This is a genomic window from Mesorhizobium qingshengii (assembly GCF_900103325.1).
Lineage (GTDB): Bacteria > Pseudomonadota > Alphaproteobacteria > Rhizobiales > Rhizobiaceae > Mesorhizobium > Mesorhizobium qingshengii.
This window is the reverse complement of record NZ_FMXM01000011.1, coordinates 1-19,074: the sequence shown is the minus strand read 5'-3', so window position 1 is coordinate 19,074 and position 19,074 is coordinate 1. Positions and strand designations below refer to the sequence as shown.

Below are 19,074 nucleotides of genomic sequence, written 5' to 3'. Positions count from 1 at the left end.
CGGGGCGGCTGTCAAACAGGCCCTCGGATGCGATCAGCTCTTGATTTATTGCACGACCTTGTCCGGGGAGTCCGCATTTTTTTGCGGTGCACACTCGTGGCTTCAGATCGCTGCTAAAGAGTGAGGGGAAAGGAGCAAGGCCCCTCTCCCCTTCGATCCGGATCAGGCCTGGTCGAGCCAGACCTTGCCGTAGTCATGCTCGTAGGTCGGGTGCATCTTGTAGTTCTGCACCGCCTTGACCGAGTGGCTGAAGAGCTTGCGCCAGTATGGCTGGACGATGATGCCGGAATCCTGCAGGATCTGCTCGATATCCTTCATCATCTCCTTGCGCTTGGCCGCATCGGCGACCGAAAGCGCGGCGTTGAGCTTGGCATCCCAATCGGGATTCGACCAGGCCGCCTCGTTCCAGGCTTCGCCGGTGCGGTAGGCGATGGCCAGAACCTGGACGCCGAGCGGGCGCATGTTCCAGTTGGTCATCGACAGCGGATACTTCGTCCAGTCATTCCAGAACGTGGAACCCGGGAGCACGGTGCGCTTCACCTTGATGCCGGCGTCGCGCAGCTGGGCGGCGATCGCGTCGCCGGTGTTCTTGTGCCAGTCCTCGTCCACGGTGATCAGTTCGTGCTCGAAGTCGGCCTGGCCGGCTTCCGCCATCAGGGCCTTCGCCTTGGCCGGGTCGCGCTTGATCGGCGGCAGCTGGAAGTATTCCGGATGAATGGCGCAGACATGGTGGTTCTCGGCGACGGTGCCGGCATTGCCGTAACCAAGCTGGAGGACGACATTGTTGTCGACACCGAGCTGCAACGCGTTGCGCACCTTCTGGTCGTCATAGGGCTTGTTCTTGACGTTGGTGCGGCACACGATGGTCGCCGCGGTCACCACTTCCGACTTCACCAGGTTCATGCCGTCGAGGATCGACACATAGTCGGCCGAGGTTTCGAAGTTGGTGTGCACTTCGCCAGCTTCGAAGGCGCTGACCATGGCCGCCGGATCGGTGCCGTAGTCGATGAACTCGATGCCGTCGAGGAACACCTCGCCATCCCACCACTTGTTGTCGGCGCGGCGTTTGTAGACCACCTTCTGGCCGACATCGTAGGACACGAGCTCGAACGGTCCAGTGCCGATCGGGCAGGATTTGAAGTCGCCACCCTTCTCGTCGAAGCTCTTGTGGACGATGAGGCCGGGATAGTCGCACATGTTCGGAATGAGCGCGATGTCAGGCTTGGTGAGCTTCAGCACGACCGTGTGATCGTCCTTCTTGGTCACCGCGCTTTCGTCGAGCTTGTCGTCCTTGACCAGCGAGCCGAGACGGCCGGGCATGGAATTGCCTTCGGCTTTCTTGTCGCCCCAGCGCTTCAGGTTGAAGATGACGTCGTCGGCGGTGAATGCATCGCCGTTCGACCACGTCACGCCCTTGCGCACATGCAGCGTGTATTCGGTGGCGTCGTCGTTCACGTCCCAGCTTTCCAGCAGATAGGGGCGGAACGTGTATTCGGTGGTGTACTTCACCAGCGGCTCGAGCGCCTGGCGCTCGGCATTGGCGATTTCCGACCAGTCGGACTTGCGCGGGTCCTTCGGATCCTTGATCCACTGCGCGACCTTGAGCGTGCCGCCCTTCTTGCCTTTTACCTCTTCGGCCTTGGCCGGCGTCGGGTCGGCGAGGCCGAGCAAGCCGTAGGCCATCGCCGTCGATGCACCGAACACGCTGGCCATGGCCAGGAATTCGCGGCGATCGACCTTGCCTGCCTTGGCTTCTTCGGCCATGGCCAGGATGTGATCCGGAACGCGATCGCCATTACTCTTGTAAATCGTCATGACTTAACTCCCATTGTTGGCTTTCCGCCTTTTAACATTCCGCATCCAGGCCCTGATGTCAAAGACGACATGGATTGGGAACATGTCCAGGAATGTGCAACTTTGGAAGGGGGGCGGTTCGCGTGATAACGACAGTCTTGACGCAAAATTGCTACTGCCCGACGGATTCCGCTGGAATCTCGATAGTTGATTAAACTGAGACATTTACCCAGGGCCGGACAGCGCCAGTCTCAAGCCGCGACAAGGCCAAAACCCGGCCGAAACATCAATATTCCTTCTCGTAGAAGATGCCGCCCTTGGCTTCGCCAGCATCGTTGGCCTCGCCGCGCAGCTTGACGCCGCGCCCGACATTGAGGTCGATGGTCGCCTTGCCCGAACCCGGCTTGTCGCCTTTCTGGATCGTCACATAGGTGCGGTCGTTCAGATACTTACCGGCCGAAACCGCGGTGCCGCCCTTGTCGTCGGTGGTAACGTCGAGATCGTCGACGCCGATGGCGCTGCGCAGGTTTTCAAGCAGCGACGTCGAGCCGCCGACGCCGGCCAACTGCCCGGCCGCTTCGGCGAGTTGAGCAATCTGCAGCGGCGACAGGTTCGACATGGAGCGACCGAAGATCAATTGCGCCAGCACCTCGTCCTCCGGCAATGCCGGCACCGAGGAGAAAGTGAATTTCGGATTGGTCGCCTCACCCGAAACGACAATGGTAACGGTGGCGCTGGTAGTCGTGGTTGTCGCCGTCAGATTGAGATAAGGCACCAGCGAGCCGGAAAAGCCGACTGTGCCTTCAGTGAAGGTCAGCCGCTTGCCGAGGATCGAAAGCCGGCCGCGCTGCAGGGTGAAAGTGCCGACCGCTTGCGGCGACGAGGCCGGGCCAGTCAGCCTGAGCGAGCCGCCGAGTTCGGCATCGACGCCCCTGCCCTGAATGAAGATCTGGTTCGGCGCGTTGACCGTGACGTCAAGGGCGAGACCGCTGCCGCCGCCACTGCCGCTGGTCGTCGCCGGGCGCAACGCCTTGTCCTGCGCCCGCACCGCACCCGGCGCATTCTTGTGCTTGACGTCGAGCGCCGCCAGCGAGCCCGGCAGCTTGTCCGGAACCGTGATCACGGTCTTGGCGAGATTGATGGTTCCGGCAATCACCGGTGCCGACGTCAGCGGTCCCTTGATCGTCAGGTCCCCACCGAGATTGGCGGTCACCACCCGGCCGTCCGTATAGCGGCCGTCGACCAGCTTGATCGACAGGTCGGCCGGGAAACCCTGCGCCGGATTGATACCGACCGTGCCGCTGGCCGACAGGCTGCCGCGTGTCGACAGCGTTCCGGTCAGCCGGTTGATCCTGGCGACGCCGCCGCCGATCGACACGTCGGCGGCGATGTTGTTGACGGCAAGCCCCGAGCGCGCATCGATCAGGCGGGCGCCTGACGTGCTGACGCTGCCGCCGATGACAGGCGATGTCGCGGGACCGCGCACCTGCACATTGACATTGGCCGTCCCGCTCAGCGACAGGCCCAGTGCCGCGAGCTTCTGGCTCAGGATACCAAACGGCACGCCGCCATTGAAGTCGAGCACCAGCGCCGGCGTGCCCGACGTCGTCACCGTGCCGCCGCCCTTGAGGCCAAGGCCGGCGCCGTCGCCGATATTGGCATTGAAGGTCAGCTTGTTGGCGGCAAAGGCACCGGAAGAGGAAACGCTCAGCGCGGCGAGACCCGCGGCACGGGTCTGCGACGTCTGCACGCCGGTCGCGTCGATATTGAAGGCAACGGCGGGGCTTGCCGGCGCGCCCGTCACCTTTACCGTGCCCGAAATCGATCCGGCGGCATCGAGCCCCGGCGAGAAACTGTTGGCGAGTGACATCGGCACCCGCGCCAGCGCCGCGTTGATGTCGAGCGCCTGACCGACCTTGCCGGTCACCGTCGCCGTCCCGCCACCGAGGTTGAGCACCAGCCTGTCCAGGGTCGTCGTGCCATTGACGATGCTGATCGTCGAGGCCTGGGCGATGGCCGCCTTGATGCCCTGGACGGTGGCCTGGCCGGATGCAAGCTCGATGGTGGTGGTACCGTTGGCCACCTTCACCCGACCCGTGGCCTTGGCCGGAATGCCCTTGACGGTGGCGCCACCGGAAAAACCGGTCCAGTCGCCGTCCCGCGTCAGATCGACGTCGATGCCGCTGATCACGGTGCCGCCCGAGATGACGGTGTCGGCGCGGATCTTTCCGGAGATCACCGGTGCCGCCAGATAGTTGACGATCAGCGCATCGACCGAGACGGCTTTCGCCTGGAGGTCGCCGCGCGTGATCGAGGCCGCCGCCGCCTTGATCGCGACTTGGGGTACTGTGCCATTCTTCGAGAAGGCGATCGTGCCGCGCACGTCGCCTTCGGCCTTTTCCAGCGCCAGTGCTGCAAGCGGTCCGATATCGGGCAGATCGAGCGAGATGGTGCCGACCGGCACGAACTTCTCGTCCAGCGCCAGATCGCCGGAAATCCTGTTCTTGCCGAGCGACAGCAGCAGGCCGTTGATGGCGCTCTTGCCGTCGGCGGTAGCCAGCACCGCGCTGCCCTGCAGCGCCTGGCCGGCAACATTGCCGGTCAGTTGCACATTCGCCGCCGGATTGGCCGCATCCGCCTTGCCGGTGGCGATGAGTTTCAGCCCGGTGATCTCGCGCTCCGCCACCAGCAGCCGATCGCTGTTGACCGTCAGCGACAAATCCGGTGCGATGGCCGGCCCCTGGGCGTTCAGCGCAAAGGCAATGGCGCCCTTGGCGTCTTTGGACAGCAACGAGACATCGGTAAGAGAGCCGGTGATGTCAGCGGCCAGCTTGTTGTCGGCAAGGCTCGCCTGCCCCTGTGCGGTCAGTGCGCCCGAGACCAGCTTCAGCCCATCGACATTGATGCCGCCGTTCGGGTCGCGCGTCAGTGTGGCGCTGATCTGCGCGCGTTCGCCAAGCATGCCCCGCGCCGCCGCCGGCAAGGCCGATGACGGGGCATCCGCGCTCAGCTTGAGGTCGATGGCGCCGTCGCTGAGGGATACCTGGCCGGCGACCTGGCTGTTGAGCGCATCGCTCTTGAGCGAACCGCTGTCGATGGCGACGGCGTCCGATGTCAGCCGGGCGTTGAGCGCTGCCGTGACCTTGCCGGCGATCAGCGGCGCGATGGCGGCGTTGTCGAGACCAACCTTGTCCACAGACACCGTGCCGGAAACCGGTCCGGCGCGGCTCTTGAGATCGAACGCGTCCGAATGCAATGCCAGGACAAGCCCGTCCACCTTGGCCGGGCTGGTGATGACTGACGGTAGGATCGCGGAGACATCCAGGCGGGCCTTCGTGCTTTCGCCCGCAACCTTTGCCGACAGGGACTGGATCTCGATCTTCACCGGGCTCGCGGCACTGCCGAACGTCAGCGGCAGGCTGGGACCGGACGAGGTAAGATCGACGGCGAAATCGCTGGTGCCGTTCGGATTGATGGTACCGGCTGCCTTGCCTGAAATCTTGTCGCCGGAGAGCGTCGCATGGTCGAAAACGACGCCGCCGGCCATGGTGTAGCTGCCGGCCGCGTCGACCGCGAGCGGCCCGAGCCCGGCCTGGCGGGTCTGGCTGGTCTCGACACCAGCCAGTTGCGCGTTGAACCGAACCTCGGGAGCGGACGGCGAACCGGTAACCTGTGCGGTGCCGCCGAGTGTGCCCACGGCATCGAGGCCGGGCGAAAAATCATTGGCAAGCGCTGCCGGCAGCACGGAGAATTCCACTGCCAGATCGAGCGTCTGGCCGGCGGTGCCGGACAAGGCCACCGAGCCGCCGCCGACATCGAGCGCCAGTTTTTCGACGCTGGTGGTGCCGTTGGCGATGGTCAGCGTCGACGGTGCCGCGATTGCCGCCTTGATGCCGCGAACGGTGGCCTCGCCCGAGGCGATTTCAACGCTGGTGGTGCCCTGGGCGATCTTCACCCGGCCAGCCGCGGTCGCCGGAATGCCTGCTATGGTGGCGCCGCCGGTGAAATTGGTCCAGTCGCCATCGCGTTTCAGGTCGACGCCGATGCCGCTGATTTCGGTGGTGCCCGAAGTGACGGTGTCGGCCTTGATGGTGCCGGAGATCGCCGGCGCCTTGAGATAGTTGGCGATCAGCGCGTTGACGGTGATGGCCTTGGCCGTCACCTCGCCGCGCGCGATCGACGTGCTCTTCGCATCGATGGCGACGGAGGGCGCGTCGCCCTCCTTGGCAAAGCGGATGGTGCCATTGATGTCGCCCGTCACCGCCTGGCCGGCAAGTGCCGCCAACTGATCGATGGCCGGCGCGTCGAGCGTCAGCGTGCCGAGCGGCATGAACTTGTCGTCCAGCGCCAGGTCGCCCGAAACCTTGTTGTCGCCCAGCGAAACCAGGAAACCATTGATCGAACGCTTGCCCTCGCTGGTCACCAGCGCAGCCTTGATGTCGAGCGGCTGGTTGTTGACGGAGCCGGTCAGCGAAACGTCAGCGGAAGGGCTTGATATGTCGGCCTTGCCGCTCGCGGTGAGCTTGATCGCCTTCACCGTTCGTCCGGACGCCGTCAGGCTGTCGCTGTCGGCGGAAACCGTGAAATCCGGCGCTGTCCTGGGTCCGCTGGCCGACAGCGCGAAATCGACGCCGCCGGCAACCGGCACGCCGACCATCGGCGAAAGCACCGAGACGTCGCCCAGCCTGCCTTTGATATCGGCCTGGATGTCGGTGCCTTGCACGCTGGCGGTGCCGCTGGCGCTGAGCGAACCGGAGGTGAATGAGATCGAATTGGCGGAAAAAGACCCCTGCGGATCGCGCGTCGCGGCGGCCGAGAATTTCACCCGCTCGCCGAGCACCGAACTGATCTGTGGCGGCAACGCCGTCGACACGGCGTCGGCATTCATCTTGAGCTGCATCGACAGATCGGCAAGCGCGACCGTCATGGTGAGCGAGGCGTTGAGCGCGTCGGAGCGCAACGTGCCCTGGTCGATGGCAATGGCGTCCTTGCTGACCGATCCTACCAGGTCGACATCGACCTTGCCGGTAATCAGCGGCGCCAGCGTCGCGACATCGGTCTTCAGGCCACCCGCCTGCAGCTTGACGGCAACCAGCCCGGCACGGTTCTGGATATCGAAGCCGTCGGAGTGTATCTGCGCGGCCAGATCGTTCAGCTGGGTGCCGCCAGCCACCACCGAAGCCAGCGAGGCACTGATATCGACGATCGGCGCCTTGCCGTCGCCGAATGCACGGGCAGTGGCATTCCTGATCGCCAGCGCGATCGGCTGCGCGGCGCTTCCCACGGTGATCTGCACAGGCGCGCCCTTGGCGGCGAGTTCAACCGAGAGATCGCTGGCGCCGGCAGGATCGGCGATTCCGGTCGCGGTGCCATGCACGGCATCCGTGTCGATGCTGGCCCGATCGATACTGATGCCACCGGCCGATGTTGCGGTGCCCGCGACATCGAAGCTGGTCTTGCCGGCAAACAGCGGCCTCAGATTTTCGGGCAGGAAACGCTCGAACTCACCGTCGCCCTTGGCCTCGACATGGCTGCCCTTGTCGGTCGACTGGTGGCGGCCCGTCAGTTGAGTGACAATCTTGCCGTCAACCGTGAACGTGGCGATGCCGTTCCAGTTGGCGAGCGGTCCCGTGCCCGACACGGTTATGTCGACTGGCGGCGTATCGGGCAGCTTGAGCAGGTTGGCAATGATACCGCCTGCCGGCTCCGAGGCCTTGAGGTCGAGGTCGAGCCTGTTGTCCGCTGGCGCAAAGTGGATCTTGGCGTCGACATTGCCCTGCTTGCCGTCATGGCGGGCGATGTTGAGTTTCGTCTCGACCGCCAGCGGCGCGGCATCGGCCTTGAGCATTCCTTTGGCGGCAAGTTCGGCGATGCCGCTGCCGGCCAGCTGCTGGCCAAGCGCGATTTCAGGCAGGTCGATCTGCTTGATGTCGATGGAGACAGGCAGCGTCGTGGTACCGCTCTGCGCGGGCTGTTGCGTACCGGCCACCGGCAGCCGCGCCAGTTCGATACGGTCGGCGGCAATGCGGTCGGCACTGAAATTCTTCGACAGCAGCGCCAGCGGTGACCAGTCAACGGCGACCTTGCGGGCCACCAGCCAGGCGCCCTCGCGGTCTTCCAGCACGACATCATCCACCGTCAAGGCGCCCGACCAGATACCGTTTATGCCGCTGATCGTGATCTTGCGGTCGTCGCTCGATGCCAGGCGCGAAATAATGCCGGCGAGATTGTCGCGGCCGCGCTCGGTCTTGGTCAGCACGACGAGCGCGCCGATCGCCCCGGCGACCACGATGAGCAGCGTGTAAAGGACAATGCGAAGGATGCGCTTGAATATCTTCATCGCTCAGAACGCCTGTCCGATGCCGGCATAGATGCCGAAATGCGGGTCGCCCGGATCCCGGTTGAGCGGCACGGCGGCGTCGATGCGCAGCGGCCCGAACGGTGTGACATAGCGCAGGCCGACACCGGCGCCGACCTTGACGTCGGAGAAGTTGGGCACCGATCTGGTCGACACCGTGCCGGCATCGACGAACGGCACGATGCCGATCGTGTCGGTGACGGCAATCCGCATCTCGACCGAGGTCTCGAAGAAGGACAGGCCGCCGATCGGCTGACCGGTGGAATCCTTGGGGCCGATGCCCTGATAGGCGTAGCCGCGCACCGAGCCGCCGCCGCCGGAGTAGAAGCGTCGGTCGGCCGGAACGTTCTGAAGCCCGGTGCCGACGATCGAGCCAACCGTAACACGTTCGGCCAGAACGAATTTCGAAGCCGTGTCCAGCGACTGATAGGCCGATCCTTCGCCCTTCAGCTTGAGGAAGGCCGCGCCGCTCAAGATGTCGTAGCTTGGTTCCGCGTAGGCCAGCAACCTGAAGCCGCTGGTTGGGTTCAGCCGATTGTCCCTGTTGTCATAGACATATTGCAGCGGAATGCTGGCGATCAGATATTTGTGCTTGCCGAAGGCGTCATGGATCCGTGAATAGTCGAGCGCGACCTCGGCCGACACCGTCTGTTTCTTGGTCAGTTCGTAGGACAGGCCGGTGCTGCCCTTGACCGAGAAATGATCGTAGGCGTCCGGATGCTCGAGCACGGTCTTGAAGCGGGCGAAGAATTTCGACGCCGGCCCGATCACGCCCGGCTTTTCGAACATGATGCCGGCATTGTAGTTGAGTTCACTCAGGTCGTTGTTGCCGATGCCGCTGATGGCGCCGTCGATGCGCAGCTTCTCGGCCCGGCCGAACAGGTTGCGATGGCCCCAATAGCCTTCCAGGCCGAGCCCCTCGGTGTTGGAAATGGTACCACCAAGCCCGAAATAGCGCGGCTTGCGCTCGCTGACCTGGACGCTGATCGGAATGTTGCCGTCGGCGTCGAGCTTGTCGGCCTCCTTCAACGTCACGCTGTTGAAGACCTCGAGCGCCAGCAGCCTGTCGCGCGCGTCGCTGATCTCCTGGGGCGAGTATTGCCGGCCGCGCTTGAGGCCCGTCATGTATTCGGTGAAGTCGCGGTCGACCTTCTCGGTGCCCTCCACCGTGGTATCGCCGTAGCCGGCGACCGGCCCGGCTGCGACCGTCAGCGTCACGTCGAGCGTCGAGGTGGCATGATCGGCGACGATCTGGCGATCCGTCACCTTGGCCAGCGGCCTGCCTTCCTGCTTCAGCGCCAGCACGATCAGCGCCTCGGCCTTGAGCACCGCGCCGGACCCGGCGTCGCCGCCGGCGATCAGGCCGTAATCGGCGCTCATCAGCCCCGCCGCATCGCCCTCCAGCCGGATATTGCCGAGGGTGAATTTCGGGCCGCTGGCGATGTCGACGACCACCGGGACCGGTTGCGGGCCCTTGAATTCGGCATCCGGCGGCAAATCGTCAAGCGGCTTTCCGTCGATGGTGATGGTGACGACGCCTTCGTAGCGCGCATCGGCATAAAGGGCGGCGACAAGCTGTTCGCGATCACTGCGCGCCTTGGCCAGCAGCCCCAGCGACCCGGAAACCGGGTGCCCCTCGTCGCCCTTGAGGGTCGAGGCGTTTTCGAGCTTCTTGACCAGATCCTTGTCGGCATCAGGCGCATTGATGGTCACGGCATAGCGCAGCGGATCGACGATGTCGGCATCCTGGTCGCTGGAGGAACCCCACAGCTTGATGCCGAAAAGCTCGAAAGCGGCCGCCGGCCTCGATTCGGCGACAAGCGCGGTCGAGCACACCATCGCCAAAAGCAGGGCGCGCGAAAGCACACGCCCTGGCGCGGTACCTCCTGACATCTGCTCTTCATGCGCCGGCATTAAGACAACCTAGGTTATAAAACTAAAATTGGAATGAAGTTCTGAAGCGCTCGTAAAGGGGCCACAATCCAATTGTCTGAAATAGCACGGGCTTGGAATTCACACCTCTTTGCGTTGCCGCAAGAATGCGTGATCCCCTGTCCTATGGAGGTACTACCGGCCATCGGCCGGAAAGGAAACCGTTGGCAGGCGGAACCCTGCCGCGTCCCTGTGTTGACAAGCTTGACTGAAGCTTGATCATGCCCGGACGTCAGCAGTGTCTGGAGGGTGTTATGACAATGCGCGCGGCTCGTGGTCTGTCGATCCTGATCCTTCTGTTTTTCGCCTGGGCCAATGTCTTCGCCTGGAGTGGCGTCGCGCAAGCGGCCGAAGCCCGGCGAATCGCGACCACCGCCAATTCCGACTATTTCGGCTTTGACCTCAGGTCCGACCAGAATGTCACGCTCGATCAGTGCAAGACGACATGTCTGGGCGATCCGGCCTGCCGCGCATTCACATACAACACCAAGGCAAAATGGTGTTTCCTCAAATCCGACTACAACCAGCTCAAGCCCTTCAACGGTGCGGTCGCCGGCAAGGTCGTCAAAATCGATGGCGATCCCGACATCGGCGCGCCACCGGACCTCGCCTTCTTCCCCAACTGGATGGCCGACCAGGCCCAGCAATACCGCAACAAGCTGCTCGGCCCGGCCTATATCAAGCCGACCGACGGGCTGGCGGCGCTGACGAGCGCCGCCGAGCAGTCCGTGCTTACCGGCGACCACCGCTCCGCCATGCTCAGATACGAAGGCGCCGTGTCGGTCATGCCCGATGACGGCCAGCTCTGGCTAAACCTGGCGCGCGAAACGCTGGCGGTGCAGCCCGCCGCCAACACATCCGATGCCTCCACTCTGCCGGCAAACGGCACTTCGGCCGCCTTCAACGCCTACAAGCTGCTACGCACCACCAAGACGCGCGCCGAGGTACTGGCTTTGCTCGGCAACGGCCTCGACAAGCGCGACCTTTACCGGCCGGCCCTGCAGGCCTATGAGGCGAGCCTTGCGCTGGTGCCCTCGCCGGCCGTCCAGGCCGACTATGCCGATCTGAAAGCCCGCAAGGGTTTCCGCGTCATCGACCACACCGTCGATGCCGACACCAGCGCGCCGCGCATCTGCGCGCAATTCTCCGAAGACCTGGTCAAGACCGGCGTCGACTACGCGCAATTCGTTACGGTCGACAATGCGCCGCCCAAGGGCGTCGAGGCCAAGGACAAGCAGATCTGTGTCGAGGGTCTGGAGCACGGCCAGCATTACGACGTCACCTTCCGCGCCGGCCTGCCGGCGGCAATAGGCGAAGTCACCGCCGCTCCCGTGGTGCTGTCGATCTATGTGCAGGACCGAGCGCCGTCCGCCCGCTTCACCGGCGACAGCTTCGTGCTGCCGGCCGGCGCGCGCCGCGGCATTCCGGTCGTCACCGTCAACATGAACGCTGCCGAGATGAAGCTCTACCGCATCGGCGACCGCTCGCTGGCCCAGCTTCTGTCTGGCTACCAGTTCCTCCACCAGCTCGACGGCTACGACATCTCCAACATTTCCGAGCAGATGGGCGCGCCGGTCTGGCAGGGCCAGCTCGACATCGTCAATGACCTCAACAAGGAGGTCACCACCTCCTTCCCGGTCGACGAAGCGCTGCCGCAGCGCAAGCCTGGCGTCTATGTGCTGACCGCCCAGGCCGTCAACGACAAGAACGACGACTACAATTCGATGGCCACGCAGTGGTTCGTCGTCTCCGACATCGGCCTGTCGACCTATACCGGCCAGGACGGGCTCAATGTCTTTGCCCGTTCGCTGGGCAGCGCCAAGCCCATAGCGGGCGCCGAACTGACGCTGGTTGCCCGGAACAACGAGGTTCTCGGCACCGCGACATCGGATGCCGACGGCCACGCCGTCTTCAACCCCGGCCTGACGCGCGGCGACGGCGGCATGGTGCCGGCCGTATTGATGGCCAAGCAGGGTGACAATGATTTCGTCTTCCTCGACATGGGCCGGGCCGGCTTCGACCTGTCCGACCGTGGTGTCACGGGACGCGCGGCGCCCGGCGCGCTCGACGTCTATGCCTGGACCGAACGCGGCATCTACCGCGCCGGCGAGGATGTTCATGTCGCCGCCCTTGCCCGCGACGGTGCTGCCAAGGCGGTCGAGAACCTGCCGCTGACCTTCATCTTCTCGCGCCCCGACGGCGTCGAGGACCGCCGCATCGTCAGCGACGGCGCATCGGCCGGCGGCCATGCCGTCGACCTGCCGCTCGAGCCCAACGCCATGCGCGGCACCTGGTCGGTGTCTATCTACACCGATCCCAAGCAGCCGGCCGTGGCCAGCCAGATGTTTCTGGTCGAGGATTTCGTGCCGGATCGCATCGAATTCGACATGACCGCCGACAAAAAGGAGATCGCGCAGGGCGAAACCGCCAACATCAACATTGACGGCCGCTTCCTCTATGGCGCGCCGGCGGCGGGCCTTGCGCTGGAAGGCGAGTTGACGCTGTCGACGTCCCGCGATTGGGACCGCTTCCAGGGCTTTTCCTTCGGCCTCGCCGACGAGCAGTCGGCCGAACCCTCCGTCACCCCCCTCACCGGTCTGCCGGTGGTTGGCGATGACGGCAAGGTGACCTTCCCGGTCTCCGTCGAGCAACTGCCCTCGACCACCAAGCTGGTCGACGCCAAGGTGACGGTGCGCATGCGCGAAACCGGTGGCCGCGCCATCGAGCGTTCGCTCAACATCGGCATCCGTCCGCAAGGCCATATGATCGGCATCCGTCCGGACTTCGCCGATGGTGAAGTGCCGCAGGGCGGCACGGCCAAGTTCAGCCTGATCGCCGTCGACCCCGACGGCAAGCGCGAAGCGCTGAAAGGCGCGCTGTGGACGCTGGTCAAGGTCGAGCGCAATTATCAGTGGTACCGCTCCAACAACTCCTGGAACTACGAGCCGGTCACCTTCACCAAGTCGATCGCCAACGGCCAGATCGACCTCGGCGCCGATGGCGATGCGACAGTCTCCGTACCGGTCGACTGGGGCCAGTATCGGCTCGAGGTCGAGACATCCGATCCCGAGGGACCGGCGACCAGCTACGAGTTCGATGCCGGCTGGTATGTCGCCTCGACCACCACCGAAACGCCAGATGGCCTGGAAATCGCCCTCGACAAGGATACCTATGCCGCTGGCGAAGTGGCCAAGCTCAAGGTCTCGCCGCATTTTGCCGGCGAACTCCTGATCAACATTGGCGCCGACAAGCTGCTGAAGACCGTCACGGCAACCGTGCCGGCCGGCGGCAGCACCGTCGATATCCCCGTCGGCGACGACTGGGGCGCCGGCGCCTATGTCACGGCAACCCTGTTCCGGCCCGGCGATGCGCAGGAAACGCGCATGCCGGCCCGCGCCATCGGCGTGAAATGGCTGAAGGTCGATCCGGGCTCGAAGAAGCTCACTGTTGCCCTGACGCCGCCGGACAAGACCATGCCGCGCCAGCAACTGTCGATCCCCGTCGCCGTCGCCGGCGTGCAGCCGGGCAGCAACGCCTATGTCATGGTTGCCGCCGTCGATGTCGGCATCCTCAACCTGACCAATTACAAGGCGCCGGACCCGGAAAACTGGTTCTTCGGCCAGCGCATGCTGGGCATGGAGATACGCGACATCTACGGCCGCCTGATCGACGGCTCGCTGGGCAACGCCGGCAAGCTCAGGACCGGCGGCGACGGCGCCAACATGCAGACGCAAGGCAGCCCGCCGACCGAAAAGCTGGTCGCCTTCTTCTCCGGCCCGGTCCAGCTCGACGCCGACGGCAAGGCGCGGATCGACTTCGACATTCCGCAGTTCAACGGCACCGTGCGCGTCATGGCCGTCGCCTGGACCAAGGAAGCGGTCGGCCATGCCCAGACGGACGTCATCGTGCGTGATCCCATAGTGATCACCGCCGGCCTGCCACGCTTCCTTTCGCCTGGTGACGCCGCCGTCATGCGCCTCGATGTCGCCGACACCGATGGTCCGGCCGGCGACTACAAGCTGTCGATCGATACGACGGGTGATCTGTCGACCGGCGACAAGCCGCTGCCCGAAAAGCTGACGCTGGCAAAAGGCAAACGCCAGACGCTGACCGTGCCGCTGGTCGCCCAGACGGCGGGCAATGCCTCGATCACCGTCAAGCTTGCCCATGCCGACGGCACAGCTGTCGAACAGACGCTCTATGTGCCGGTGCGCCCGGCGCAGTTGCCGGTCACCACCCGCCTGGTCGTCGACCTCAAGGGCAATGGCGGCGCGCTGCGCGTCGACAAGGAGCTCCTGGCGGCAAGCCTGCTTGACGGCGCTTCGGTCAGTGTCGGCGTTTCGCAGGCGGCAGCCTTCGACGTGCCGTCGCTGCTGATGACGCTCGACCGCTACCCCTACGGTTGCGCCGAGCAGACCACCAGCCGCGCCATGCCGCTTCTCTACGTCAACGAGATGGCATCCGGCATCGGTATGGCCAGCGACCCCGACCTGCATGGCCGCGTCCAGGACGCCATCTACAAGGTGCTGAGCTACCAGGCCGCGGGCGGCAGCTTCGGCCTGTGGGGCCCGGGCTCCGGCGATCTGTGGCTCGACGCCTATGTCACCGACTTCCTGACCAGGGCGCGCGAGCAGAAATACGACGTGCCGAGCCTCGCCATGAACCAGGCGCTGAGCAATTTGCAGAACTCGCTCGGCTACGACCAGAGCGTACAGGACCGTGGCAGCGAGATCGCCTACGCCCTCTACGTTCTGGCCCGCAACAAGAAGGCCTCGATCGGCGATCTGCGCTACTATGCCGACACGCAGCTCGAAGCCTTCTCGAGCCCGATGGCGGTTGCCCAGCTGGCGGCGAGCCTGGCGCTCTACGGCGACACGCCACGCTCGGAAGCCACGTTCCGGACTGCCCTGCAGCTCGCCAAATCGACCACCGAGTATGATTACTACCGCTCCGACTATGGCTCGCCGCTGCGTGACGGCGCGGCGATGCTAGCGCTGGCGGCGGAATCGAAGCCGGTGCCGACGATCGTGCCGGAGCTGATCAAGCTGGTGACCAGGGAACGCGCCGAAGCCCGCTGGACCAGCACCCAGGACGAATCCTGGATGCTGCTGGCGGCCCGTGCGTTGAAGGAAGGCAATGATTCGATAACGCTGACCGTCAATGGCGCGCCGCATGCCGGCGGCTATTCCGACCAGATCAACGGTAGCGACCTGGTCGACAGCCCGCTGACCATCGCCAACACCGGCAAGACCCCGCTGCAGGCCGTCGTCACCACGGTGGCGTCGCCGATCCAGCCCTTGCCGGCGAGCGGCGACGGCTTCACCATCGACCGCACCTACTACAAGCTCGATGGCACCGAAGCCAACGTCACCGAAGCGACCCAGAACGAACGCTATGTTGTCGTGCTCAAGATCTACGAGCAGAACAGCTGGCCTTCGCGCCTGCTGATCACCGACCTGTTGCCGGCAGGTTTCGAGATCGACAATCCGGGCCTGGTGTCCAGCGCGCAATTGTCGAATTTCTCCTGGCTGGCGCAGACCGATGCCGCCCACCTCGAATTCCGCGACGACCGTTTCGTCGCGGCCTTCAACCCCAATGAGGGCGACGGCGACCGCAACATCACGCTCGCCTATGTCGTGCGCGCGGTGACGCCGGGCACCTATGCCCATCCGGCGGCAACGGTGGAGGACATGTACCGGCCGCAATATTCGGCCCGCACCGCCACCGGCATGATGGAGATCAAGGCGCCGTAAGGCCCGATGGTGGCGATCATGCAAATGGCGATTGCGCTCATCACAGCTCCCTTCTCCCCGTCACTATACGGGGAGAAGGTGGCGGCAGCGGGATGAGGGGCGGCGCCATGCTCTCCAAGAAATTCTTCCGCCGGGCTGCCATAACCGCAGCTTCGTGCGCCGGCCTTGCAGCCCTCTCCGTCGCCTCCCTTTGGGAGCTAGACCGCGCCTTCCCGCCCCCGCTCCCGGCAGAACTCACCGTCTCCACCGAAGTCCAGGACCGCGATGGCCAGCTGTTGCGCGCCTTCGCCACGCCGGACGGTTACTGGCGGCTCGAAACCCGACTCGACCAGGTCGACAAGCAGTTCGTCGACATGCTGGTCACCTATGAGGACAAGCGCTTCTGGGATCATGAGGGCGTCGACGTGCTGGCGCTGGCCCGTGCCGCCGGTCAGTTCGGCACCAGCGGCCATATCGTCTCCGGCGGCTCGACGCTGTCGATGCAGTTGGCTCGGCTGATCGAACCCCGCGAAAGCCGCAGCCTCGGCTCCAAGATCAAGCAGATGCTGCGCGCCATCCAGATCGAGCGGCGGTTGTCCAAGCGCGAGATTCTTGAGCGCTACCTGACGCTGGCGCCCTATGGCGGCAATCTCGAAGGCGTGCGCGCCGCCTCGCTTGCCTATTTCGGCAAGGAGCCGAAGCGGCTGACTGTCTCGGAAGCCGCCCTTCTGGTTGCTCTGCCGCAGCTTCCGGAAAAGCGCCGGCCCGACCGCAATCTGCGGATTGCGCATGCCGCCCGCGACCGGGTGCTGACCCGCATGGTGTCCTCCGGCCTGCTCGGCGAACGCGAGGCGGCACGCGCCGCGCTTGATGATGTGTCGGGCCTGCGCCGCACGCTGCCGGCGCTCGCCGCCCACGCCGCCTATGCGATGCTGCCCAAGGCGGTGCCCGGCCAGCCCTTGCGATTGACGATCCGCAAAAGCGTCCAGGAGGGGCTGGAACAGGTGGCGAGGGATGCCGCCACCAAGCTTGGACCGCGCCTGTCCGTCGCCATGGTGCTGGCCGACGCTCGCACCGGCGATATCCTTGGCGAAGTCGGCTCGGCCAATTTCTTCGACGCCAGCCGCTCCGGCTGGATCGACATGACCAAGATCGTGCGCTCGCCCGGCTCGACGCTGAAGCCGTTCATCTACGGTCTCGCCTTCGAGCAAGGCCTGGTGGCGCAGGAAACGCTGATCGAGGATAGCCCGGTCGATTTCGGCGGCTACCGGCCAAAGAATTTCGACATGGGCTACCAGGGCGATGTCAGCATCCGCCAAGCGCTGCAACTGTCGCTCAACGTGCCGGCGATCCGCGTGCTCGACGCGGTCGGCCCGGCACGCCTGACCGCACGTTTCCGCCAGGCCGGTGTAAACCCGATACTGCCGGTCAACGAGGCGCCCGGCCTCGCCATAGGCCTTGGCGGCGTCGGCATCACGTTGCGCGATCTCGTCCAGCTCTACACAGGGCTCGCCAATGGCGGCAAGACGCACACGCTGCATGACGGCACCGAGCCGGCAGACGCCGAGCGCACCACCGCTACCATCCTCGACGATCAGGTGAACTGGCAGATCATCGACATCCTGTCGGGCGTCAAGCCGCCCGAGGGTGCCTCGCAGCGCGGCATCGCCTACAAGACCGGTACGTCCTATGGCTACCGTGACGCCTGGTCGGTCGGCTTCGACGGCCGTTATGTGCTGGGCGTCTGGGTCGGCCGCCCCGATGCCGGCGCGGTGCCGGGCCTGTCCGGCTATGTCTCGGCCGCCCCCATCCTGTTCGAGGGCTTCGTCCGTTCTGGCCTGGCCACCGTGCCGTTGCCAGGCAAGCCGCCCGGCGTGTTCAGTCCCAAGCGGGAGGACCTGCCGGTAACGCTCGCCCGCTTCGGCGCCGGCGCGGACGGCCTGGTGCAGGCAACGGTGACGGAACCCGCGCCGACCATCATCTTCCCGCCTGACGGCGCCCGAGTCGATCTCGCCACCAACTCGGCCGATGCCTCGCCGCTGGTGCTGAAGCTGCAAGGCGGCCGCGCGCCGTTCCGATGGTTGGCCAATGGCAAGCCGCTCACCGGCATCGATCGCCGCCGCACCGCGACCTGGCAGCCGGACGGGACCGGCTATTCGACCCTGACCGTCATCGACGCCGCGGGACGCGCGGCCAGCGTGAAGGTCTTTGTCGAGTGAAAGCGTTCTTTGAATAGAATGCGCCAGGCGATTCAACGCATTGGCTTTTGCGCTCTGACGATTGCAGCCTTCGTTCTGCCGGCACATGCCGACGCCCTGCCCGCCGGCTTTGTTCGGCTCGCCCATATCGATGCCTCGATCCGCCAGGACATCCACTACGCCGGATCCGACAATTTCCTCCACCGCAAGGTGACCGGCTACGACGCGCCGGCCTGCATCCTCACCCGACAGGCGGCGGAAGCCCTCTCCGGCGTTCAGAAGGCAATTGCCGCCAGGGGCCTGACGCTGGTTGTGTTCGACTGCTATCGCCCTGTCCGCGCCGTGGCCGACATGGGCGAATGGACGAAAAAAGGCGGGCCACCCGATCCGCAATGGTATCCGAAAGTCAGGCGCGGCGATCTCATCGCCAAGGGCTATGTCGCCCGTCTGTCGGCGCATTCGCGCGGCTCGACCGTCGATCTCGCCATCGTCCGAACCGACCACGGGTCCAGCCCGAAACCGGCGTGCGGCGCTGTCGATGCCGACACATTCGATTTCGGCACCGGCTTCGACTGCTTTGACCCGATGAGCGAAACCGCCCACCGCCCGCTCGGCAAGGAAGCGGCGGCAAACCGCAAGATGCTTGTCGATGCCATGCGCGCCGGCGGTTTTGTGAACTATGCCCGCGAATGGTGGCACTTCACGCTGGCAGATGAACCGTTCGCGAAAGAGCGCTTCGATTTTGCGGTTACCGCAGAGTAAATCGCGGGACCAGTTCCATACGACCTTGCCTCGACAACCCCCATTTCTAGACAGGCCAAAGTGGCGGCTGGATTCGTCACGCAGGGCACGCCGAGGAAAATATTTCCCAACACGGCGAAATCTCGTCGAAGATTTTCTTCAGGAGGGCAAAAAAGGCAACATTGAATGCATCTTATTTCTATCAATTCGGTAGACTTGGCGCGGTTCAACGGAGGCAGAAATGACCAAACCTCATTTCCGGAAACTGCTCGGCGCGCTGGTCGCCACGTCTGTCCAGTTCGGCACGCTCGGTTTCGCG

General features: G+C 64.7%; 6 protein-coding genes. 3 read left to right on the top strand and 3 right to left on the bottom strand.

What is annotated here, in order from left to right; all coding sequences use genetic code 11:
- Positions 1-162: 162 nt before the first annotated feature.
- The 3 genes from BLS48_RS18195 to BLS48_RS18185 all read right to left on the bottom strand — a co-directional run bounded on the left by BLS48_RS18195 (position 163) and on the right by BLS48_RS18185 (position 10,066).
- Positions 163-1,815, bottom strand: a complete 1,653-nt coding sequence (locus BLS48_RS18195) for an ABC transporter substrate-binding protein (RefSeq protein WP_091580128.1) — start codon at positions 1,813-1,815, stop codon at positions 163-165.
- A 265-nt stretch (positions 1,816-2,080) separates the two neighbouring features.
- Positions 2,081-8,134, bottom strand: a complete 6,054-nt coding sequence (locus tag BLS48_RS18190) for a translocation/assembly module TamB domain-containing protein (RefSeq protein WP_091580126.1) — start codon at positions 8,132-8,134, stop codon at positions 2,081-2,083.
- Positions 8,135-8,137: 3 nt separating this feature from the next.
- Positions 8,138-10,066 carry an autotransporter assembly complex protein TamA gene (locus tag BLS48_RS18185; protein ID WP_091580123.1) on the bottom strand — a complete coding sequence of 643 codons (1,929 nt, stop codon included), beginning with the start codon at positions 10,064-10,066 and terminating at the stop codon, positions 8,138-8,140.
- Positions 10,067-10,338: 272 nt separating this feature from the next.
- Here BLS48_RS18185 and BLS48_RS18180 point away from each other — a divergent pair, with 272 nt between their 5' ends.
- From BLS48_RS18180 to BLS48_RS18170, 3 genes are all read left to right on the top strand, one after another.
- The gene (locus BLS48_RS18180) at positions 10,339-15,837 is read left to right on the top strand and encodes an alpha-2-macroglobulin family protein (RefSeq protein WP_091580120.1); all 5,499 of its coding nucleotides are present in this window, start codon (positions 10,339-10,341) and stop codon (positions 15,835-15,837) included.
- 107 nt (positions 15,838-15,944) lie between these two features.
- Positions 15,945-18,035, top strand: coding sequence for a penicillin-binding protein 1C (pbpC, locus tag BLS48_RS18175; protein WP_244529694.1), 2,091 nt, complete (start codon positions 15,945-15,947; stop codon positions 18,033-18,035).
- A gap of 18 nt (positions 18,036-18,053) precedes the next feature.
- On the top strand, positions 18,054-18,776 hold the full coding sequence (locus BLS48_RS18170) for a M15 family metallopeptidase (protein WP_091580115.1): 723 nt from the start codon (positions 18,054-18,056) through the stop codon (positions 18,774-18,776).
- Positions 18,777-19,074: the final 298 nt, after the last annotated feature.

Excerpts from the sequence above, each read along its gene's own strand:
- pbpC (WP_244529694.1), top strand. The coding sequence starts at position 15,945 with ATGCTCTCCAAGAAATTCTTCCGCCGGGCTGCCATAACCGCAGCTTCG.
- BLS48_RS18180 (WP_091580120.1), top strand. The coding sequence starts at position 10,339 with ATGACAATGCGCGCGGCTCGTGGTCTGTCGATCCTGATCCTTCTGTTT.
- BLS48_RS18185 (WP_091580123.1), bottom strand. The coding sequence starts at position 10,066 with ATGCCGGCGCATGAAGAGCAGATGTCAGGAGGTACCGCGCCAGGGCGT.
- BLS48_RS18170 (WP_091580115.1), top strand. The coding sequence starts at position 18,054 with ATGCGCCAGGCGATTCAACGCATTGGCTTTTGCGCTCTGACGATTGCA.
- BLS48_RS18195 (WP_091580128.1), bottom strand. The coding sequence starts at position 1,815 with ATGACGATTTACAAGAGTAATGGCGATCGCGTTCCGGATCACATCCTG.
- BLS48_RS18190 (WP_091580126.1), bottom strand. The coding sequence starts at position 8,134 with ATGAAGATATTCAAGCGCATCCTTCGCATTGTCCTTTACACGCTGCTC.